The 20,365-nt window shown below is 60.8% G+C and carries 18 protein-coding genes and 1 tRNA gene; 4 read left to right on the top strand and 15 right to left on the bottom strand.

What is annotated here, in order from left to right:
* Nucleotides 1–130: 130 nt before the first annotated feature.
* The 5 genes from guaA to katA all read right to left on the bottom strand — a co-directional run bounded on the left by guaA (nucleotide 131) and on the right by katA (nucleotide 6,011).
* Nucleotides 131–1,693 (bottom strand): glutamine-hydrolyzing GMP synthase, encoded by a 1,563-nt coding sequence (guaA, locus tag C7477_RS00705; protein ID WP_110747630.1) that lies wholly within the window; start codon nucleotides 1,691–1,693, stop codon nucleotides 131–133.
* Nucleotides 1,694–1,758: 65 nt separating this feature from the next.
* The gene (locus tag C7477_RS00700) at nucleotides 1,759–2,415 is read right to left on the bottom strand and encodes a 5'-methylthioadenosine/S-adenosylhomocysteine nucleosidase (protein WP_110747626.1); all 657 of its coding nucleotides are present in this window, start codon (nucleotides 2,413–2,415) and stop codon (nucleotides 1,759–1,761) included.
* A complete protein-coding gene (locus C7477_RS00695; protein WP_110747623.1) occupies nucleotides 2,412–2,867 on the bottom strand; it encodes a PaaI family thioesterase in 456 nt (151 codons plus the stop codon). Before C7477_RS00695 ends, C7477_RS00700 begins: the two co-directional genes overlap by 4 nt.
* A 54-nt stretch (nucleotides 2,868–2,921) precedes the next feature.
* The gene (locus C7477_RS00690) at nucleotides 2,922–4,211 is read right to left on the bottom strand and encodes an RsmB/NOP family class I SAM-dependent RNA methyltransferase (protein ID WP_110747619.1); all 1,290 of its coding nucleotides are present in this window, start codon (nucleotides 4,209–4,211) and stop codon (nucleotides 2,922–2,924) included.
* Between the two features lie 303 nt (nucleotides 4,212–4,514).
* Entirely contained in the window at nucleotides 4,515–6,011 is a 1,497-nt protein-coding gene (katA, locus tag C7477_RS00680) for a catalase KatA (RefSeq protein ID WP_110747613.1), read from the bottom strand.
* Between the two features lie 132 nt (nucleotides 6,012–6,143).
* Between katA and C7477_RS00675 the strand changes: the two genes are divergently transcribed.
* Nucleotides 6,144–7,073, top strand: coding sequence for a hydrogen peroxide-inducible genes activator (locus C7477_RS00675; RefSeq protein ID WP_110747610.1), 930 nt, complete (start codon nucleotides 6,144–6,146; stop codon nucleotides 7,071–7,073).
* A 5-nt stretch (nucleotides 7,074–7,078) separates the two neighbouring features.
* Here the strand turns inward: C7477_RS00675 and C7477_RS00670 are convergent, their stop codons facing one another.
* Both C7477_RS00670 and guaB read right to left on the bottom strand, forming a co-directional pair.
* Complete coding sequence (locus tag C7477_RS00670) at nucleotides 7,079–7,495, bottom strand: MAPEG family protein (protein WP_110747607.1); 417 nt, start codon at nucleotides 7,493–7,495, stop codon at nucleotides 7,079–7,081.
* 228 nt (nucleotides 7,496–7,723) lie between these two features.
* The gene (guaB, locus tag C7477_RS00660; RefSeq protein WP_110747604.1) at nucleotides 7,724–9,217 is read right to left on the bottom strand and encodes an IMP dehydrogenase; all 1,494 of its coding nucleotides are present in this window, start codon (nucleotides 9,215–9,217) and stop codon (nucleotides 7,724–7,726) included.
* Between the two features lie 201 nt (nucleotides 9,218–9,418).
* Here guaB and C7477_RS00655 point away from each other — a divergent pair, with 201 nt between their 5' ends.
* Together C7477_RS00655 and C7477_RS00650 are read left to right on the top strand one after the other, a co-directional pair.
* Nucleotides 9,419–10,792, top strand: coding sequence for a chloride channel protein (locus tag C7477_RS00655; RefSeq protein WP_245411677.1), 1,374 nt, complete (start codon nucleotides 9,419–9,421; stop codon nucleotides 10,790–10,792).
* Between the two features lie 289 nt (nucleotides 10,793–11,081).
* A complete protein-coding gene (locus tag C7477_RS00650) occupies nucleotides 11,082–12,500 on the top strand; it encodes a DHA2 family efflux MFS transporter permease subunit (protein WP_110747601.1) in 1,419 nt (472 codons plus the stop codon).
* Nucleotides 12,501–12,511: 11 nt separating this feature from the next.
* Here the strand turns inward: C7477_RS00650 and C7477_RS00645 are convergent, their stop codons facing one another.
* From C7477_RS00645 to crcB, 6 genes are all read right to left on the bottom strand, one after another.
* Nucleotides 12,512–12,865, bottom strand: coding sequence for an HVO_A0114 family putative DNA-binding protein (locus C7477_RS00645; protein WP_110747597.1), 354 nt, complete (start codon nucleotides 12,863–12,865; stop codon nucleotides 12,512–12,514).
* Complete coding sequence (locus tag C7477_RS00640) at nucleotides 12,846–13,145, bottom strand: toxin-antitoxin system TumE family protein (protein ID WP_110747594.1); 300 nt, start codon at nucleotides 13,143–13,145, stop codon at nucleotides 12,846–12,848. Before C7477_RS00640 ends, C7477_RS00645 begins: the two co-directional genes overlap by 20 nt.
* 40 nt (nucleotides 13,146–13,185) lie before the next feature.
* On the bottom strand, nucleotides 13,186–13,896 hold the full coding sequence (locus C7477_RS00635) for an RlmE family RNA methyltransferase (RefSeq protein WP_110747590.1): 711 nt from the start codon (nucleotides 13,894–13,896) through the stop codon (nucleotides 13,186–13,188).
* A complete protein-coding gene (locus tag C7477_RS00630; RefSeq protein ID WP_110747588.1) occupies nucleotides 13,896–15,344 on the bottom strand; it encodes a Ppx/GppA phosphatase family protein in 1,449 nt (482 codons plus the stop codon). Before C7477_RS00630 ends, C7477_RS00635 begins: the two co-directional genes overlap by 1 nt.
* Before the next feature lie 122 nt (nucleotides 15,345–15,466).
* Nucleotides 15,467–15,874, bottom strand: a complete 408-nt coding sequence (locus tag C7477_RS00625) for a CrcB family protein (RefSeq protein ID WP_110747585.1) — start codon at nucleotides 15,872–15,874, stop codon at nucleotides 15,467–15,469.
* 7 nt (nucleotides 15,875–15,881) lie between these two features.
* Nucleotides 15,882–16,262, bottom strand: a complete 381-nt coding sequence (gene crcB / locus C7477_RS00620; protein ID WP_110747582.1) for a fluoride efflux transporter CrcB — start codon at nucleotides 16,260–16,262, stop codon at nucleotides 15,882–15,884.
* A gap of 197 nt (nucleotides 16,263–16,459) precedes the next feature.
* Here crcB and C7477_RS00615 point away from each other — a divergent pair.
* A tRNA-Gln gene (locus tag C7477_RS00615) sits at nucleotides 16,460–16,533 on the top strand.
* A gap of 75 nt (nucleotides 16,534–16,608) precedes the next feature.
* Here C7477_RS00615 and C7477_RS00610 read toward each other — a convergent pair.
* On the bottom strand, nucleotides 16,609–17,352 hold the full coding sequence (locus C7477_RS00610) for a M48 family metallopeptidase (protein WP_110747579.1): 744 nt from the start codon (nucleotides 17,350–17,352) through the stop codon (nucleotides 16,609–16,611).
* A gap of 2 nt (nucleotides 17,353–17,354) precedes the next feature.
* Nucleotides 17,355–20,363 (bottom strand): type I restriction endonuclease subunit R, encoded by a 3,009-nt coding sequence (locus C7477_RS00605; protein ID WP_110747576.1) that lies wholly within the window; start codon nucleotides 20,361–20,363, stop codon nucleotides 17,355–17,357.
* Nucleotides 20,364–20,365: the final 2 nt, after the last annotated feature.

Genomic DNA, 20,365 nt, shown 5'->3' with positions numbered 1-20,365 from the left:
GAAAGAGATAAGCGATTACCGTTCTGACAGCCACGGTCGGGATAGGCCCGAGAATGACGGCGAGAGGTGTGCTGATCTAGTTTTGGCGTAGGATTCGCTCGAGTGTCCTCTGCTATCGCAGTACTCCTCTTTACTCCCACTCGATGGTCCCAGGCGGCTTGGACGTCACGTCGTAGACGACGCGGTTGATGCCCTTAACCTCGTTGATGATGCGGGTTGCCACGCGGCCGAGGAATTCCATGTCGAAATGGTAGAAATCGGCGGTCATGCCGTCGACCGAAGTGACGGCGCGCAGGGCGCAGACGAATTCGTAGGTGCGGCCGTCGCCCATCACGCCCACGGTCTGGACAGGGAGAAGCACGGCGAAGGCCTGCCAGATGACGTCGTAAAGGCCGGCCTTGCGGATTTCGTCGAGATAGACGGCGTCGGCATTGCGCAGGATTTCCAGCTTTTCGCGGGTGATGCCGCCGGGGCAGCGGATGGCGAGACCGGGGCCCGGGAACGGGTGACGGCCGATGAAATGCTCAGGCAGGCCCAGTTCCTTGCCGAGCACCCTCACCTCATCCTTGAAGAGCTCGCGCAAGGGCTCCACCAGCTTCATGTTCATGCGTTCCGGCAGACCGCCGACATTGTGGTGCGACTTGATCGTCACCGAAGGACCGCCGGTGAAAGATACCGACTCGATCACATCGGGATAGAGCGTGCCTTGCGCCAGGAAATCGGCGCCGCCGATCTTTTTGGCTTCCGCCTCGAAGACTTCAATAAACAGGCGTCCGATGGTCTTGCGCTTCTTTTCGGGGTCGCTCTCGCCTTCCAGCGCGCCGATGAAGAGATCGGCGGCATCCACATGCACCAGCGGGATGTTGTAATGCTCGCGGAACATGGCGACGACTTCCGCCGCCTCGTTCTTGCGCATCAGGCCATGGTCGACAAAAATGCAGGTGAGCTGATCGCCGATGGCCTCGTGGATCAGCACGGCGGCGACGGAGGAATCCACCCCGCCGGAGAGCCCGCAGATGACCTTGCCTTTGCCGACCTGCTTGCGGATGGTTTCGATGGCCTGTTCCTTATAGGCCGCCATCGACCAGTCGCCCCGGATAGCCGCGATCTTGTGGACGAAGTTCTGCAACAGCTTAGCGCCATCGGGAGTGTGAACCACCTCGGGGTGGAACTGGACGGCGTAGAACTTGCGCTTTTCGTCGGCAATCGCCGCGAAAGGCGCTCCATTCGACGTACCGATGACGCGGAAGCCATCGGGCAGCGCGGTTACGCGGTCGCCATGGCTCATCCAGACCTGATGTCGCGTTCCCTTGGCCCATACGCCCTCGAAGAGCGGATTGTCGGCCTCGATATCGAGGAAAGCACGACCGAACTCGCGATGATGGCCACCCTCCACCTTGCCGCCAAGCTGCGCGCACATGGTCTGCTCGCCATAGCAAATGCCCAGCACCGGGATGCCGGCCTCAAACACCACCTGCGGCGCGCGCGGGCTGCCGACCTCGGTCGTGGAGGCGGGGCCGCCCGACAGGATCACCGCCTTGGGCTTGATGCGGTGGAAGGCTTCCTCGGCGGACTGAAAGGGAACGATCTCGGAATAGACGCCAGCCTCGCGGACGCGGCGCGCGATAAGCTGCGTGACCTGGCTGCCGAAATCGATAATAAGAACGGTGTCGGGGTGTGCTGTGGTGCTCATGCGGAGCGTCTAGAGAAAAAGCCCGATCATTGCAACGGGCAAAGCGCGCTTCCTGACAGGGAACGTCAGGAGGCGACGGCTGTTACGGGGCTCAACAGTCCATCCGCCAGCGCCTCTTCCAGTTTGCCGACGGCAAGTGCCAGCTTCTCATCGATGATGTGGAGATATTCCGTCCAGTCATCTATGTGATGCAGTTCGGCGACGCCGTCGGAAATGCCGCGCAGGCCGATGAGCGGCACGGCAAAGCGCTGGCAGGCGCGTAAGGCCGCGAAGGTTTCCATATCGACCATATCGGCGTTTATCCCGTCATAGGCCGCGCCGGAAACGATGTTGCCGCCGGTGGAGAGCGATGCTTGCCGGATTCCGGGAATGCTATAGGGCAGCGGCACGATGGCGGGCAGATCGAGAAACGGCGTTCTCCCCTTTTCGAAGCCGAGCGGCGAGGCGTCGATATCGCGATAGGAGACGCTCGTTGCCTGATAGACTTCCGCCTGTTCCAGGCGGCGCGAACCGGCGGAGCCGAGCGAGACGACCAGATCCGGCAGTTCGCCTGATGCCGCCAAGGCAGCCAGTGTCGCGGAAAGCGCCACGGCGGCTTCCACGGGGCCGACGCCTGTCATCAGCGGCTGGAAAAGCCGGCGCAGGTGCGGGCCATATTCCGCCTCGACGGCCATGACGAACAGAACATTCTTGCCGGCAATTCGTGTTACTGGCGCGATCATCCTTGCAAACCTTTCCGATCCTGAACAACCATCAGCGTGGCGGTCATGGTGGCGATGAGCTTCACCTCGGTGTCGCCCACGGCAAACGCTTGTCCGTCGCTGACCATGATGGTGCGGCCGGGCTTGGTCACCTCGCCGCGGAACAGGAAACGCTCGCCCTTGCCCGGTGCAAGCAGATTGACCTTGAACTCGATTGTGAGGACGGCTGAGCCCTGCGGCATCAGCGAAAAGGCGGCATAGCCGCAGGCCGCATCGAGCGCGGCGGAAATGATGCCGGCATGGAGAAAATTGTGCTGCTGGGTGAGATCGTCGCGAAACGGCAACTCGATCTCGACGATGCCCGGCTCGCATAGCGTCAGATCGGCGCCGATCAGTTTCATCGCCGCCTGGCGCGCGAAACTCTCCTCGACCCGCTCACGAAAATCCGGCTCTGCTATGCGCGCCTCTGGCATGTGCCCTCCTTTTGAACCCATGCCAGCATAGCGCCAGTTTTCCGCACGGCAATATCAGCCGGCTTTCTTCAATACGCTGATGAAGAAGCCATCGGAGAATGTTCGCTCCGGCGAAAGCACCATGCCGTGCGAGGGGAAGATGGGCGCGATTTCTCCTGCGCCCGGCACGGCGGCTTGCCAGAGCGGCTTTGCGTCAACTTCAGAATAATCGGGATTTTCTCGCAGAAACGCCTCGACCTGGAGATTATTCTCGGAAGCGAAAAGCGAGCAGGTGACATAGACGAGACGGCCGCCCGGTTTCACATAGCGCTTCGCGGCATCGAGCACCTCGCGCTGTTCGATTTCTCGGCGCTCGAGCTGTTGCGGCGACAGGCGCCACTTGGCGTCGGGACGCCTGCGCCATGTCCCGGATCCGGTGCAGGGCGCGTCGGTGAGGACAATGTCCATCTGGCCTTCGAACTGAACCAGATCCTCCGGATTGGCGTGAACTTGCGTGTTGCGGACGCCGGCGCGTTTGAGGCGGTCGAAGATCGGCGCTAGCCTTGGCTTTTCCGCGTCGAAGGCATGGATCTGCCCGCGATTTTCCATCATGGCCGCGAGCGCCAGCGTCTTGCCGCCGGCGCCGGCGCAATAATCCAGCACCTGCTGGCCCGGCTCAGCGCCTGCAACAAGTCCAGCGATCTGCGAGCCCAGATCCTGTACCTCGAACCAGCCCTTCTGGAAGGCCGGTTCGGCCTGAACATTCGGGTGGCGCCCGAGAGCGCGCAGCGGCGGGATGCGGACGGCTCCGGCTAGAAGCGGCGCTTCGGCTGCCCCTGCCCGCGCGAGTTCCTTCAGCACCTTGGCGCGGCTGGCCTTCAGCGTGTTGACGCGCAAGTCCACTGGCGGACGGGCCGCAAGGGCCGCGCCTTCGCGCACCCAATCATTGCCGAAAAGCGCTTCCAGATGAGGGGCGCACCATTCCGGCACATCCGCGCGGATATGATCAGGGGCTTCGGCAAGGTCTCGGCTTTCCCATGCGGCGAGACGTTCGGCATCGAGCGGCGCGGGGGCGAATTTATCGTCAGCCAGTTCGGCGTTTATTGCCTCGGCGCTCATCTCGGCATCGGAAAGCAATGCGCCATAGGCGATGTCGCGCGCGTCCGCGCTGTCCATGCGCCAGGCGATGGAGAGTTTGCGGCGCAGCGCATCATAGACGATATTGCCGATGACCGCGCGGTCCCCTGCCCCGGCGAAGCGATGGGCAAGACCCCAATCCTTCAGCGCATCGGAAGCGGGACGCTTCCGCGTCTCGATATCGTCAAGAATTTCAATCGCCGCCTGAAGGCGTCCGCCCAGCCGCATGTCTTTTCCTTTAATGTTCTTTGTTGTTCCGCATACCCTCCCCTGCGGATAAAAGAAAGCCGGGGTTTGCGCCCGGCTTGATGCAGCTTATGTCCTATTGAGCGTTGGCGGGCCAGTACCCCCCTCTGTCCTGCCGGACATCTCCCCCTCAAGGGGGGAGATTGGCTGAGAGGACCGCCTTCGCCAATCGTCAACGTTGCAGAATGAAGCACAGTCATCGATGAAGGCCAATCTCCCCCCTTGAGGGGGAGATGCCCGGCAGGGCAGAGGGGGGTATCCCGGCCCGCTGTGTTTTAAACTGACCTACTCCGCCGCATCCGCCTTTTCCTCGTTGGAAATAGCGGTCGCCTCATAGCCGTGCGCTTCCTTAAGCGCCCCCCGCACGCCCACTTCATACTCCCAGTGAACCAACCTGAAATGGACAAGCTGGCGCTCGATGATTTCGCCCGGCACGCCGTTCATCGCGGCGGCGATGTTGGCGAAGAGGCGCGCCTTTTGGCCGGCGTCGAACAGGTTGAAGAGCGCGCGCGGCTGGGCGTAATCATCATTGCCGATGCGGTGGTTGTAGCGGGCGGCGTCGCCCGAAATCCTCAGCGGCGGCTCCATGACGGACGGCTTCTCCGCTGCACCGGAGAACGAGTTCGGCTCGTAATAGGCCTCGGCACTACCAGTCTTTTGGCCGAAGAAATTCATCGAGCCATCCTTGTGGTAGTGATGGACAGGGCAGCGCGGCGCGTTGACCGGGAGCGCCTCGTAATGCGTTCCGAGCCGATAGCGGTGCGCGTCGGCATAGGAAAAGACGCGCGCCTGCAGCATTTTGTCGGGGGAATGGCCGATGCCGGGGACGACATTCGACGGAGAGAAGGCGACCTGTTCGATTTCGGCAAAGTAGTTTTCCGGATTGCGGTTCAGTTCCAGGATGCCGATGTCGATCGGCGGGTAGTCGGCATGGGGCCAGACCTTGGTGAGGTCGAACGGGTTATAGGGCGTCTTGTCGGCGTCGAGTTCGGGCATGATCTGCACCTGCACCTTCCACCTCGGGAATTCTCCCTTCTCGATCGCGCCGAACAGCTCTTCCTGATAGGTTTCGCGGCTCTTGCCGATCACCTGCTCCGCTTCCGCGTTGGTGTAGTGCTTGTGGCCCTGCAGCGTCTTGAAATGAAACTTCACCCAGAAGCGCTCGCCGGCATCGTTCCAGAACGAATAGGTGTGCGAACCGTAGCCATTCATGAACATCGGCGCGACCGGCAGGCCCCGATCCGACATCAGGATCGTCACCTGGTGCAGGCTTTCCGGCGACAGCGACCAGAAATCCCACATCGCCGTGGCGGAACGCAGGTTGGTCTTGGGATGGCGCTTCTGCGTGTGGATGAAATCGGGGAACTTTAGGGGATCGCGGACGAAAAAGACCGGCGTGTTGTTGCCGACCAGATCCCAATTGCCCTCTTCGGTATAGAATTTGACGGCGAAGCCGCGCACGTCGCGCTCGGCATCCGCCGCGCCCAGCTCTCCGGCAACGGTGGAGAAGCGCAGGATCAGCGGCGTTTCCGCGCCCGGCTGCAGCGCTTTAGTGCGGGTGTATTTGGAAATATCGCCTGTAATCTTCAGCGTGCCGTAGGCGCCCCAGCCCTTGGCGTGGACGACGCGCTCGGGGATGCGCTCGCGGTTCTGGTGCGCGAGTTTCTCGATGAGATGATAATCCTGCAGCAGCACGGGGCCGCGCTCGCCCGCGGTCAGCGAATTCTGGTTGTCGGAAACCGGCGCTCCCGAGGTCGTGGTCAATGTGGGACGGTCAGCCATGGGAATATTCTCCGTTGGTGCTTGAAAGGGCTAGCCGGGCAGATTGGCCCGGCGCTGTGCCGCCAATATGGAATTATTCTAATTATAACTTCCAATTGAATTCGATGTGATTTTTGATAAGCATTTCCTATCATGTTCACTGTCAGGCAAATGCGCTATTTCGAGGCGCTGGCAACCACGCTGCACTTCCGGAAGGCGGCGGAGATGGCGCATGTCTCGCAACCCGCGCTTTCCGCGCAGATCGCCGAGATGGAGCAGATCATCGGCGCGCAACTTTTCGAGCGGACGCGGAAATCGGTGGTCTTGAGCGAGATGGGACAGCGGCTCTTGCCGCGCATCCGCAGCATATTGGGCGAAATTCGCGCGCTGGAGGAGATCGCGGCGCAGAAGCGCGGCGTGCTGCAGGGACGCGTCCGGCTCGGCATCATCCCCACCATCGCGCCCTATCTCGTGCCGGTGCTGATCCCGATGCTGCGCGCGCGTTATCCGGCGCTGACGGTGGAGCTGAAGGAAGCGGTGACGTCGAGACTGATCGAGGACTTGCGTGTCGGAGAACTCGATGCCGTCGTGGCGGCGCTACCCATCGAAGACGACATGCTGATGGTGGAGCCGGTGTTTCACGACCGTTTCCTGATCGCCACTTCGACAAACGACCACGACATCCTCGCCTCGCCGATGACGCAGGAGAATGTGGCTGTGGAGCGCCTGCTGCTGCTTGAAGAAGGCCATTGCCTGCGTGACCAGGCGCTGGCGGTGTGCTCCGCCACGAGACAGCGGCAACTCGTCAATTACGGCGCGACCAGCATGGCGACGCTTTTGCAGATGGTCAGCCATGGCATGGGGCTGACGCTGATACCGGAAATCGCGGTGCGCGCCGAAGCCGGCCGCATGAAGATGCGCATCGTGCCGTTTGCAGGAAGCGAGCCCCGCCGCGAGATCGGCCTCCTCTGGCGCAGGCAGAGCGAGCGGCGGCAGGATTTTCAGGCGTTGGCGGAGTGTATCAGCGAGAGCGCGGGGATGTTGCGGCTCGGTTCAGATGAATTATCGGAATTGATGCGATAGGGGTATCAAAGCCGCAACAGCCACACCGCCAACCAGACCCACAACAGCGCGTTGATGGCGAAGCCGGCGAGGAACAGGGGGCGGCGCAGGCGCAAATCGTTCGAGGTGACATGCACGGCGGCGTGCAGGATGCGGGTGATGACGAAGGCCCATGCCAGAAGAACGGCGATGAGTGTTGCGCCGTTCAGCACGTAGAGCGAGAGGCAGACCACGTAGAACAGCACCGGCAGCTCAAACTGGTTCGCCAGGCTGCGGATCGCGGTGGCGCTCGGCGCGGGTTCGGTGAAGGGCAGCTTGAAGTCCCCCGCCCGCGCGGCACCGCTCTTGACGGCGCCAAGGCGGCGGACGGAAGAGAGGTAATAGATGACGTAGATCAGTCCTGTTTGGACAATCATCGGCCAGAAAATTGCGGTTTGTGACATGTGTGGTTTCCCCGTCTTGATTAATAGAAGCGCGCTGCCTCTCACCCCCCTCTGCCTTGCCAGGCATCTCCCCCTCAAGGGGGGAGATTGGCCTGCATTGATGACGGCACTCATCCTGCAACGTTTGCGATTGGGTGCCGAACTATGAGAGCTTAATCTCCCCCCTTGAGGGGGAGATGGCTGGCAAGCCAGAGGGGGGTGAAGTGCCCCGCCAACGTTTCAGAGAATTCACATATTCCCCGGATAATTCGGGCTCTCCCGCGTGATCGTCACGTCATGCGTGTGGCTCTCGCGCAGGCCTGCATTGGTAATGCGGACGAAGGTAGCCTTCTCGCGGAATTCCTCAAGGTTCTTCGCGCCGACATAGCCCATCGATGCCCTGAGGCCCCCGGCAAGCTGGTGCAACACCCCGGAAACGGGGCCCTTATAGGCCACCTGCCCTTCGATGCCTTCGGGAACCAGCTTCAGCTCGTCGCGCACTTCCGCCTGGAAATAGCGGTCGGCCGAGCCGCGCGCCATTGCGCCGACGGAGCCCATGCCGCGATAGGCCTTGAACGAGCGGCCCTGATGCAGATAGACCTCGCCGGGGCTTTCCTCGGTGCCCGCGAGCAGCGAGCCTGCCATGGCGGCGGAGGCGCCTGCCGCCAGCGCCTTGGCGAAATCGCCCGAAAACTTGATGCCGCCATCGGCGATCACCGGAATGCCGGATTTGTGGGCGGCTTCCACCGCCGACATGATGGCCGACAATTGCGGAACGCCGACGCCCGCGACGATACGCGTGGTGCAGATGGAGCCAGGACCGATGCCGACCTTGACGGCGTCCGCGCCGGCGTCGATGAGCGCCTGCGTGCCTGCCGCCGTCGCCACATTGCCGGCTATGATGCGCACGGCGTTCGACAGTTTCTTGGCGCGCGTCACCGCGTCCAGCACGCGCTGCGAATGACCGTGTGCGGTATCGATGACAAGCACATCAACGCCGGCATCGATCAGCCGTTCGGCGCGCTCGAACCCGTCGTCACCCACACTGGAAGCGGCGGCCACGCGCAGGCGCCCTTGCGCGTCCTTGGCCGCATTTGGGTTCAGCTGCGACTTTTCGATATCCTTGACGGTGATCAAACCGACGCAGCGGCCCTCATCGTCGATGACCAGCAACTTCTCGATGCGGTGCTGGTGCAGGAGCCGCTTGGCCTCTTCCTGCTCGACGGTCTCGCGGACCGTGATCAGGTTCTCCCGCGTCATCAGTTCGTGGATCTTCTGCTTGGGGTCCGAGGCGAAGCGCACGTCGCGGTTGGTGAGGATGCCGACGAGGCGGCCGGGGCGATTTGTGGCGCCCTCGACCACCGGAATGCCGGAAATACCATGCGCGCGCATCAGCGCCTGCGCCTCGGCAAGCGTCGCGTCCGGGCCGATGGTGACCGGATTGACGACCATGCCGGATTCGAACTTCTTGACCTGCCGCACTTCCTCGGCCTGCCGGTCCAGCGAAAGGTTGCGGTGAATAACGCCGATGCCGCCGGCCTGCGCCATGGCGATGGCGAGCCGCGATTCCGTCACCGTGTCCATGGCGGCGGAAAGCAGCGGCAGGTTCAACTCGATATCGGCGGCGATCTTGGTGCGGATGTCGGTCTGGCCGGGCATGACTTCGGAATGGCCGGGCTGCAACAACACATCATCGAAGGTGAGCGCCAGAAGTCCGGTGGGCGATTCAATGATACGTGCCATGGCCAATTCCTAGTAAATGAAGAAAACGCCGCTCCCGGCTCGGGGCGACGAGTTCTTTGCGTTTCGATGAATTGGCACGGGCTGGTAACATGGGTTTGTCCGGATGGAAAGGGCAAAAAACGCGTTATGGTGTTTTCATTCACCTTATCCGTGTTAAACCGGGCGTGAGGGACACGCGGTAAAATACAAGGAAGACCGATCGTGCATTCCGCTTATAGACGCGCTTACAAACGCGTTCGCCTGCTCAGACGCTCTCATGTCCTCTGGACGCCACGGCTGTGGAAACCCCGGCTCGTGTTCTGGGCGGGCGCGCTGGCGATCGGCATCATCAGCGTGGTTTTCGCCTATGTCGCGGATCTGGCACAGAAGCTTTTCCAGGGCATTACCAGCGGCGGCGCGGGATACGAATGGCTGCCGCTCATCATCACCCCGCTTGGCTTCGTCTTCTGCGCCTGGATGGCGCGCAGCTATTTTCCGAATTCGGAGGGCAGCGGCATTCCGCAGGCCATCGCTGCCCGCCACCTGAGCGATGAGGAAGACCGCGAAGGGCTCCTGTCGCTGCGCATGACGATCGGCAAGATCTTCCTCACGATCATCGGGCTCTTTTCCGGCGCATCTATCGGACGCGAAGGGCCGACCGTGCAGGTCGGCGCATCCATCATGCTCCTTTCGGCGAAGATCGGCGGCATGGAACAGGCGCGCGGGCTGATCCTCGCCGGTTCAGCGGCAGGCATCGCAGCCGCGTTCAACGCGCCGCTCGCCGGCATCGTCTTCGCCATCGAGGAGATGGGGCGGTCCTATGCGGCGCGCACCAACGGGCTGGTGGTTTCCGCCGTCATCCTCGCCGGCATCGCCTCGCTTGGCCTCGTCGGCAACTACACCTATTTCGGCACCACAAGCGTGACGACCTCCGGCGCTGAGGATTGGCTGCTGGTGCTCGTCTGCGGCGCGGTCGGCGGGCTGGCGGGCGCGATCTTCAGCGCCTTCGTGCTTCAGGCATCCCGCCGCATCAGGCGGCTCATCCAGCCTTGGCCACTCGGCCGCGCGCTGATGATCGCCGCGGGCTGCGGCATTGCAGTGGCGCTGATCGGCGTCCTTTCCGGCGGCGAGACCTTCGGTACGGGATACACTCAGGCCAGAAGCGCCATCGAGGGCACGCCACTGCCGCCGTTCTTCTTCCTGGGCAAATTCATAGCCGGGGTATTTTCGACGATATCGGGCATCCCCGGAGGCATCTTTGCGCCGTCGCTGGCGGTCGGGGCCGGATTGGGCAGTTCGCTCGGCCTCCTCTTCGGCGCCAATGCCAGCCTTGCCGCCGTGCTGGGCATGGCGGGCTATTTCGCCGGCGTGGTGCAGGCGCCGATGACGGCTTTCGTCATCATCCTCGAGATGACCGGCAACCACAACAATGTCATTCCGCTGATGTGCGCCTCGATGATCGGCTATGGCGCCGCGCGGCTCATCTCGCATGAACCACTCTATCATGGTCTGTCCCGGCTCTATCTCGCCGATGCGCTGCGGCTGAGAAGGGCGAAGGGGAGAGAGGGCGAGGGCAATAGGGCAATAGGGCAATAGGCTTTTGCCGCGTCTCCTGCGAGAACTTGCCGGGAACAAACTTCTTTGTCGTTCCTTTAAGAATGGCTGAATATGCTCGTGTTAAGAAGATAAATCACCCGATTGTGAGATAAAATGTATCGGGATTGTCGTAAATAACGCCTGCTAGAGCATGATCCCGAAAAGTTGCAGACTTTTCGGATAAGATTATGCGGCTAAAACAAAGATTTAGAGCGGGATGCCCGATTCAACTTAATTGCATACCGCTCTAGCGCCGCAATTTCCTCTCCGCCATGATTGGACTTCAATCGTGAACCGCATCATTCCACTGGTCCTGGCCGTCGCGCTCTTCATGGAGCAGATGGATTCCAGCATTATTTCCACATCGCTCCCGGCAATTGCAGTCGATATAGGCACAAGCCCCATCGCGCTGAAACTGGCATTCACTGCCTATCTCGTCTCGCTTGCGGTGTTCATTCCGATAAGCGGCTGGATGGCCGACAGGTTCGGCGCGAAGAATGTCTTTCGCGCGGCGATTGCAGTCTTCGTTGTCGGGTCCATTGCATGCGCCGTTTCGAATTCACTGCTTGCCTTCGTAGCATCGCGCTTTCTACAGGGCGTTGGCGGCGCGATGATGACACCGGTGGGCCGGCTGGTGCTGGTGCGCTCAACGCCGCGGCACGAACTCGTCTCGGCCATGGCATACCTCACCATTCCAGCACTTGTCGGCCCGCTGATCGGCGCCCCGGTCGGCGGCTTCATCACGACTTACCTCACCTGGCACTGGATCTTTATCATCAATGTACCGATCGGTATCCTGGGGATCTGGTTTGCTACCCGTGTGCTGCCCGACGATACGGAACGTTCGCTCAGGCCGCTCGACTGGCCGGGCTTCATCTTGTCCGGCCTCGGCATGTCGGCCATCATTTTCGGGCTCTCGGTTGTGAGCATGCCATATATCTCCCCGGTCATCGGGCTGACCACCATTGCGACCGGCATCGTGGCCAGCATCCTATATGTATGGCATGCAAAGAAGACGCCTCACCCGCTTCTCGATCTTTCGCTGTTTAAAAACCGGACGTTCAACACGGCGGTCGTCGGCGGCGGCATCTTCCGGCTTGGCGTGGGCGCAATGCCGTTTCTGCTGCCGATGATGTTTCAGATCGGCTTTGGCCTGAATCCGTTCCAGTCCGGCATGATCACCTTCATCATAGCGGTCGGCGCGATGAGCATGAAGTTCGGCGTGAACCGGATCTTCGCCCGGTTCGGCTTCCGCCACATTCTGATCATCGGCTCCCTCGTTTCCGCCGGTCTCATGGCGATAAACGGCCTGTTCACACCCTCGACGCCCTATTTGCTGATCATGCCGCTGCTGCTCTTGAGCGGGCTCGTTCGCTCGCTTTTCTTCACCGGGGTCAACGCGCTGGCATTCGCGGAAATTCCCGACGCCCAGACCAGCCAGGCAACGCCGATCACGGCGGTGGCGCAACAGATATCAATCGCGCTTGGCGTTGCGCTCGCCGGCGTCGTGCTTGAAGTCAGCACCACGATCCATGGCGGCCCGTTGCGGCTGGAAGACTTTCACATCGCCTTTTTTGTCGTGGCGTTCGCTTCGGCACTCTCGTTTTTTCTTTTCGTGCGGCTGTCGCCGAACGCGGGGCACGAACTGCACACGCGGATCGAAAAAAAGCCGACGGAGGATGGCGCACCGCCGATTACAGGGGAATAGGAACGCAGCGGTCAGGCGGCTTTCGCCGACAGCGTGATGTCGATATGCAGTTCATCGTAGGCTAGGATCACACCGCCTTCGGGAGCGCTATCGATCAAACCAATGAGACGCATGGCATTAAGATCGGTATGGACCCCCTTGAAATCGCGACCGACAAGCCGAGCCACTTCCCGCATGGAAAGAGGTCCCCTGCCCTTCATCGCATCGAGAATGGCGATCCGCTTCGGGGTAAGTGCGCGGTGCAAGTCTTCGTAGGTGAGGAATGTATAAAAGTCTTCCTTTGCTTCGACGCCGGATTTCACGCGGCGCACAACATCAGCTTTGATTTCGTCAATCGAGGCAACATCAATTATTAGCACCGTCATAGTTCATCCTTTCCACTTCCGCGAAAAAATCATCCAGCAGTGTGTCGACATCGACAAAATCATAGGAAAATTCTCTTCTTCCAACATGCTTGTGGTCGCCTTTTCCCACCTCGTTGTCATATCGCATCACACAAACTTTCGACACGACGTAGGCCAGGCGGTATTTAAAACTATGTTTCGATCCAGCGAGAGGCTTCGGCACCTCAAAAACGGATAGCTCCACAAACGAATCTTCCGTCAGGTCGATCCGCCTCTTAATTATTTTTCTCGCTGCCCCCATGCCGACAAATTACATCAACTGGCCGATGTAGTCAATTCCATCACCCCTTGAAATCCCGCGCCAGCAGGTAAAGCTCAACCGATTCCGCGCGCGAGGCAGGTGGCTTCACATGATGGACGGATTTGAAGTTCTGCTTGAGAATGGTCAAAAGCTCGTTTTCCGTACCGCCCTGGAAGGTCTTGGTCAGAAAATGGCCGCCGGGCTTCAACACTGAAATGGCGAAATCCACCGCCACTTCACACAGATGCGCGGTGCGCAGATGATCTGTGCGCCGATGCCCGGTGGTGGGTGCGGCCATGTCGGAGAGCACCACGTCAGGGCGCCCGCCAAGCGCCTCGATCAGCTTTTCGGGTGCTTCCTCATCGAGAAAATCCATCTTCAAAAGCGTGACACCCGGAAGCGGATCGACATCGAGATAATCGATGCCGACGACGTGCGGGTCGTCATTGGTCGAGCCGACGATGCCGGCCGCGATCTGGCTCCAGCCGCCGGGCGCGGCGCCGAGATCGATGATCTTCTGGCCCTTTTTCAATATCTTGTAGCGGTCGTCGATCTCGATCAGCTTGAAGGCCGCGCGCGAGCGGTAGCCTTCCTGCCTGGATTTCTGCACGTATGGATCATTCAGATGGCGCTCGAGCCAGCGGCGCGAGGATTCCTTGATCGTGCCCGCCTTCTTCTTGACGCGCGTGTGCAGGCCGCGCGTGCCAACGCCACCCCTGCCCCCAGTTTTGGTTCCGCCCGGTTTTTTCATCAATGCCTGCCGTTTGTTGTGGAATAATGACGCTCACGCCAGGCGCCATCCCTAGACATGAGTTCCGTCAATATGCCTTCACGCAGCCCCCGATCGGCGACGCGCAGCTTCTGGCTCGGCCAGACGTTGCGGATGGCGTCGAGGATGGCGCAGCCCGCCAGCACCAGATCGGCCCGGTCCGCGCCGATGCAGGGATTGGCGACGCGTGCGTCGAAATCCCAGGAAAGGAGCTGGCTGGTCATGCTGGTCACATCGTCCTTGTCCATCCACATGCCATCGATACGCCTGCGGTCGTAGCGCGGCAATCCCAGATGTATGCCGGCCAGGGTCGTGACCGTGCCGGAGGTGCCGATCAAGTGAAAGCGCGGGCTCTTGGCCAATTCGCCCAGCTTATGCCGGTCGGTGAAAGCCTCGATCAGTTCCGCGACATGGCCGACCATGGCGGCGAAGCTTTCGCGCGTCACGTCACGCCCCCCGAAGCGCTCGGCAAGCGTAACCACGCCGACGGGCAACGAGGTCCAGGCGATGATGTGTTCCGCCAGACGCGGCGAGCGGCGGCGCGAGACATCGATGAGCGCGATCTCGGACGAGCCGCCGCCGATATCGAACAGCACGATGGCCTCCGCATCGCGGTCCACCAGCGTGCCGCAACCGGAAACGGCGAGACGCGCCTCGGTCTGCCGGTCGACGATTTCAAGCTCCAGCCCGGTCTCCTCGCGCACGCGACTTAAAAACTCCGCGCCGTTCTCCGCCGCGCGGCAGGCCTCGGTGGCGATCAGCCGCGATCTGCTGACCGTTCTTGAACCAAGCTTATCGCCACACACTTTAAGCGCCTCAATGGCACGGCCCATGGCCTTGTCGCCAAGCCTGCCCGTCGCGCCCAGCCCCTCGCCCAACCGGACGATGCGCGAGAATGCATCGACGACGCGGAACTGGCCTGGCCGTGTCGGCGAAGCGACCAAAAGGCGGCAATTGTTGGTGCCAAGATCCAGCGCGGCATAGAGCGGTGGCGTATCCCCCCGTGCGGAAACGGCACGCGGGCGCTGCTCCGCCTGTGGTTTTGGCGCTGCCCCCGATGCGATGCGGATTTCCGGCGTGACATCCGGCGGGAGCGCGGCCCGGCCCTGCCTGCCACGCTTCGAGCGGCGGTGGTGAGCGGATTTAGCCGGCGCCGAGGATGACGCAACCGTAGCATCGGCGGCCGCCACCTGCACCGTGCTTCCATGCGCTTTCGCCTTGCCTCGCCGGCGACGGCGCGCGCGCTTTTTCTGTTCTCCATCGGGACGTCCCGAATCGGCAGCCGGACGCGGCTCGGCCGATGCGGTCCTGGGCCGGCGGTTTTTCCGCCTGCCTTTTGCGGGAGAATTGCGCACATCATCATGCGCAGAATTCCCACCGGACGCCCCGTCACGCGAGGCAATGCTCGCGTCTTCCTCGGGGTTCTTCAAGTTCTTGTCCTCAAAGCACCGCGCGAGCCTTTGAAAGGACGCAAGCAGGCGCTGTCACTCTTTATGTTGCGTCCAATGTAACAGCGCTCTGTAAAATAACCAAGGACCTTCCGAAGGGAGATTTAATCTTGCGTCGCGCGGGCAAGCAAATGACCCATCCAGCCGGCGGCAAGCGACAGGATTACTACCGTCAAAAGATAGAAAATAGCCCGCAGCGGTTCGCCGCGGAGGATAAGCAGCAAAGTATCGAGGCTCATGGCGGAAAAAGTGGTGAATCCACCGCAGACGCCGCCCATAACAAATTGCCGCCCCACCGAGCCGACCGGCCAGCGCCCGTCCGGGCCAACGATTGCGGCGAAGAACACGATGGCGAAGGAACCGGAAATATTGACGAAGGCTGTGGTCCAAAGTCCGCTTTCAACGAGCCCGGCGACAGCCAGCCCGCACCAGAACCGCAACAATGCGCCCAGGCCAGCACCAAAGCCGACAGCAAGATAAAGCACCACAGTTTTCGAGGAGCGTTTCTTCATCGTCTCCTCATGCGGCGAGCGCGAAACCGGCAAAGGCGGCAACGACACCGAATATAGCGGAGGCAGCAATATAGATCAGCGTCAGCCTCATCTCACCCTCTCTTGCCAGACCGTGGCTCTGCAGAACGAAGGACGAGACGGTGGTATAACCGCCAAGCACACCGATCATGAGAAAGGCGCGAACCATCTCGCTTGAGAAAAGACTGCCCGTGGATTGAGCCAATCCGGCAAGAACCCCCGCAAGAAACGCGCCGCTCAAATTGACCGCCAGTGTACCCCACGGAAAGGCATTCCCGGTTTTCCCGTCGACGAAACGGGCAAGGCCAAAACGCGCGATCCCGCCGATGAAACCGCCAATCAACACGAGAACAGAGGCTTCGATATTCAAAGCAGATTCCGCCTTCCAAGAGCCTGATAAAGGTGGCATCGATTGCTCTAGCACCAGTTCGGCATTCATGAACAGACAGGCCCTTCAGCGACCCCGGGATTTTGCATATATCGGATATTGAGGGCTTGATTGCGCGGGGAAATATGCTAGAAGGCGGCACCGAACGAAAGCATTCAATGGCTTTCATTAATGGGTTTTGGGGAATAGGTTAACGGTAGACCCACGGACTCTGACTCCGTTAGTCCTGGTTCGAATCCAGGTTCCCCAGCCACTCCTGTTTACACCCGATGCGCCGGCGATCTCGGCTTCGATGTCTTGGCGCGAAGCGCGATAGGTATCGCTCCGGTCAGGCGGCAGGCTCCACCTTTTCCCAGCCGAGCAAGTGTTCATTCCGGTCCAGCCATTCCTTGCGCTGCTCCCAATCCGGCAAGATCGATCCAACCAGGCGCCAGAATTCCGGCTCATGGTTGCGGTGCCGCAAGTGGCAAAGCTCGTGGACGGCGGCATATTCGAGGACTGCCCGGGGAGCGAAAACCAGATGCCAGTTGAGATTGATCCGACGATCCTGACCGCAGCTGCCCCACATATGTTTCTGGTCTTTGATCTGCACACCGCGCGGCTTCAATCCATGCCTTTCCCCACATTGCCGGACGATCAGGTGAACATCGTCACGCACCCGCCGCTTCAGCCACAGGCGCAAAGCGCTTTCGATCACCGCATCGGCGACATCAGGCAATAAATCGGCGGGCTTTCGGATAAGGAAGCCGTTTCGAAAACCGACCTCGACCAGCGAGCCGTCGAAGGGCTCGACAGTCAGTTTCGTCATCCGCCCGCGATAAGGAATCTTGGCGCCCGAGACAAAGCGGTAGACCCTCGCCTGGGATTTCGCACGCTCCTGCATTTTCTGCACGGTTTCGAGTATCCACGCCCGACGGCGGTGGAGCACGGCGTGGATCTGTGCCTCCGTCGCCGCCTCGGGCACCACGAGTTCGAAAGACGCCGGCGTCACCGTAATGCGGGCCGTCTTCGCGCTGGGTGAACGCTGTAATGTATAATCAAATTCTTGTTTTCCGATCCGGAACACGGGCATGATCACTGTCCGGCGAAATGCTTCAGCGCGAAGGCTTCCACCTGATCGGGTATCTCTTTCAGCTGGGTGAGGCCAACAAGATGCGCCATGGAGCGTACCTGCTGGCGCAGGCTCTTTCGCAGCCCGTCTTTTTCCCACCAGCCGGCCGGTGCGGTCGAGGGGTCTGTGTAGAGGCTTTCCAGCCGAATCGCGAGATTTTCGCTGTCGGGGCCGAACCCGTTGAGGATTTGCAGGATACCATAGGCGCCGGGAGAGAGGCCTGCCGCGACATGCGCCTCGTCCTCGGCGGAAATATCCTTCGCCAGCTCCTCGGCACCCTTCAGCTTGTCAGCCCAGCTCATCTGCGCGCTTTCAAGCTTTTCCAGCAGCTGGCGCAGGCGATCGGAAAACTTGCCGTATTGATGCGGATTGCCGTCAATCCGCTCGCTGACTGTCTTTCTGAGCTCCGTCGTCTTGCGGATCGCGGCCGTCATCAGGTCTTCTTCGGTCTTGCCGCCGGTGTCGAAGTCCTCCCAGAAGGCCGGATCGGTGATGTGGCGCAGCTTGACCGTTACGCTGAGCCCCGTCGCCTCCAAATGCTTGTCCAGCATCTCGCGGATCTTTTCGCTGTAATCCATCTGGTCGAAGGCCTGCCGCTTCTCGAAGACCTGCGTGCCGTAGAGCAGAAAATTCGCCACCCATTTGAGATCGGCTGTAAACTCCAGAACGCTGGGATCCGGGCTCAAGGTCTCATAGAGCGCGATGAAGCTTCGCGCCCGCACCTTGAACTCGAACCATTTGTCCTCGCTGCCCAGCACTTTGACGAATGCGTCATATTCCGCCTTCAGCCCTTCCCTGTCACCCGCCTTGCGCTTTACCGGTTTCATCATCATCGCGACGACGGCGTGGGCAGTGCGCAGCTGGTTGCGCAGATCATCGAGATCGCGCATCGCGTTCCTCACATCATCGGCGCGATAGGTCGCGAGCGCTTCATCCAGGTTGGCCGATACGCCGATATAATCCACGATCAGGCCATTGCGCTTCCTGGTGTCGCTGACGCGATTGGTGCGGGCGATTGCCTGCAACAGCCCGTGTTCCTTCAACGGCTTGTCGAGATACATCACGCTCTCGATCGGGCAGTCGAAGCCGGTCAAGAGCTTGTCGCAGACGATCAGGAATTGCGGGTTATCACCCTTGCGTCCGAACGCCTTTTTCTTCTTCTTCTCGTCTTCGGCATCGACATAGTGCGCCCTCAGCTCGTTCCGGATCGCCTGCTTGTGGGCGTCCTCGCTCGGCTTGCCGTCTTCCTGGTTGATCGAATAGACACAAGCCGACATGGCATTGGCGCTCGCCAGAGCCTTGTCCGCCTCCATGCCCCCGGCCCGCAAATCTTCGGCGATCACCTTGGTCAGCGCCTGCTTGTAGAGGATCACCGCCTCGCGATCGATCGCGACGATCTGCGCCTTGAAACCATCCGGCCGCGCATATTCCTTGAAGTGCGTCCAGATATCGTAGGCGATGAGTTCGATCCGGCGCGGATGCCTGACGAGATCCTCGATCCGCACGCCGCGCTTCTTGATTTCGTTCAGCTTGTCATCGTCGAGTTCGGCAAACCAGGTGTCGAACAGGATGTCGATCTTGGCCTCGTCGATATGCCAGTCGGTCTTGCGGCCGGTATAGTAGATCGGCACGGTCGCGCCATCGGCCACGGCGTCGTCTATGCCGTATTTGTCGAGATAGTTCTCACCGGCGACACCGAAATTGTTATAGGTGTCCTTTTCGTCCTTCTTGACCGGCGTGCCGGTGAAACCGAAGAAGCGCGCTTCCGGCAATGTCGCGCGCAGAGAGGCGCCGAGATCCTTTTCCTGGGTGCGGTGGGCTTCATCCACCATGACGATCCAGTTCCCGGAGTTCTCGATCGGCTCCTTCGAGCCTTGAAACTTGAAGATGGTGGAAAGCGCGGTGTGCCCATCCTTGGCGCTGCCGATCAGCGCCTGCAAATCCTTGATGCTGTCAATCGGCGTCGGGTTCGGCAGGCCGCAGGCGACGAAGGTGCCGCTGATCTGGGTGTGCAGGTCGATACGATCCGTCAGAACCAGAATGTTGGGGTTGGTCAGCGCCTCGGACTGGATCGTGCGGTGCGTTTTCAGCTTGAGCGCGGCAAAGACCATGGTCAGCGATTTGCCGCTGCCCTGCGTGTGCCAGATGAGCCCTTGCCGGTGCTTGCCCTCCAGCACGCGCTCGACAATGCGATTGACGGCCCGGAACTGCTGATAGCGGCAGATCTTCTTGATCGTGCCGTCCTCGGTTTTCTCGAAAACGATGTAGTGGGCGATCAGGTCAAGCAGCCGCGAGGGCTCCAGCAAGCACCAAAGCCCCTTGGCAATGCGGTCCGAAAAATCGGCATCGGCCTTCGGCCAAGGGTCGCGCCATTGCGCATAATATTTTGAGCCCGAGCCGGTCGCGCCGTAGAGCACCAGCGCGCCGTCGGTGACGATGTTGAAGGCGTTGGAAAAGAACAGGCGCGGAATATCCCGCTCATATTGCCTGATCTGCTCGAATGCCTCGCCGGTCTTGTCCTTCACGTTGAGTGGGCTCTTGGCCTCGATGACAACCAGCGGTATGCCGTTCACATAGACGATGATATCCGGCTTGCGCGTGTGCTCCGCCTGGACGCGCAACTGATGCGTGACCGTGAACCTATTGTTCTCGGGTTTCAGAAAATCGATGACCCGAAGCGTCAGCCGCGTGTCATGGCCGGAAACCTTGCGGCTATAGTCGCCGCGCAGCACCTTCAACCAGGCCTCATTATCGCCGATGCCGGCAAGCTCGACAAAAGCGGCCTCAGCCGATGCCTGGTCGATGCCATTGATGCGCATGAGCGCCTCGACCAGATGCGGGCGGAACAGCACCTGATTATCGCCATCGCGCAAGGCAGAGTGCTCGGCCATCGGCACGAAACCGTAGCCCATGGCTTGCAGGTGCTCGATGGCGGGACGCTCGGCAAAATGCCATTCCGGGCCGGTGGTCATGG

Origin of the sequence: Paramesorhizobium leguminum, from assembly GCF_003217235.1 — a bacterium.
Classification (GTDB): Bacteria; Pseudomonadota; Alphaproteobacteria; order Rhizobiales; family Rhizobiaceae; genus Paramesorhizobium; species Paramesorhizobium leguminum.
Note: the sequence above shows the minus strand (reverse complement) of the source record. Positions and strands in the feature narration are given on the sequence as shown.

What these genes read in the sequence shown, in the direction of transcription:
- guaA (WP_110747630.1), bottom strand. Translation starts at nt 1,693, where the DNA reads ATGAGCACCACAGCACACCCCGACACCGTTCTTATTATCGATTTCGGC.
- C7477_RS00700 (WP_110747626.1), bottom strand. Translation starts at nt 2,415, where the DNA reads ATGATCGCGCCAGTAACACGAATTGCCGGCAAGAATGTTCTGTTCGTC.
- C7477_RS00695 (WP_110747623.1), bottom strand. Translation starts at nt 2,867, where the DNA reads ATGCCAGAGGCGCGCATAGCAGAGCCGGATTTTCGTGAGCGGGTCGAG.
- C7477_RS00690 (WP_110747619.1), bottom strand. Translation starts at nt 4,211, where the DNA reads ATGCGGCTGGGCGGACGCCTTCAGGCGGCGATTGAAATTCTTGACGAT.
- katA (WP_110747613.1), bottom strand. Translation starts at nt 6,011, where the DNA reads ATGGCTGACCGTCCCACATTGACCACGACCTCGGGAGCGCCGGTTTCC.
- C7477_RS00675 (WP_110747610.1), top strand. Translation starts at nt 6,144, where the DNA reads ATGTTCACTGTCAGGCAAATGCGCTATTTCGAGGCGCTGGCAACCACG.
- C7477_RS00670 (WP_110747607.1), bottom strand. Translation starts at nt 7,495, where the DNA reads ATGTCACAAACCGCAATTTTCTGGCCGATGATTGTCCAAACAGGACTG.
- guaB (WP_110747604.1), bottom strand. Translation starts at nt 9,217, where the DNA reads ATGGCACGTATCATTGAATCGCCCACCGGACTTCTGGCGCTCACCTTC.
- C7477_RS00645 (WP_110747597.1), bottom strand. Translation starts at nt 12,865, where the DNA reads ATGACGGTGCTAATAATTGATGTTGCCTCGATTGACGAAATCAAAGCT.
- C7477_RS00640 (WP_110747594.1), bottom strand. Translation starts at nt 13,145, where the DNA reads ATGGGGGCAGCGAGAAAAATAATTAAGAGGCGGATCGACCTGACGGAA.
- C7477_RS00635 (WP_110747590.1), bottom strand. Translation starts at nt 13,896, where the DNA reads ATGAAAAAACCGGGCGGAACCAAAACTGGGGGCAGGGGTGGCGTTGGC.
- C7477_RS00625 (WP_110747585.1), bottom strand. Translation starts at nt 15,874, where the DNA reads ATGAAGAAACGCTCCTCGAAAACTGTGGTGCTTTATCTTGCTGTCGGC.
- C7477_RS00610 (WP_110747579.1), bottom strand. Translation starts at nt 17,352, where the DNA reads ATGCCCGTGTTCCGGATCGGAAAACAAGAATTTGATTATACATTACAG.
- C7477_RS00605 (WP_110747576.1), bottom strand. Translation starts at nt 20,363, where the DNA reads ATGACCACCGGCCCGGAATGGCATTTTGCCGAGCGTCCCGCCATCGAG.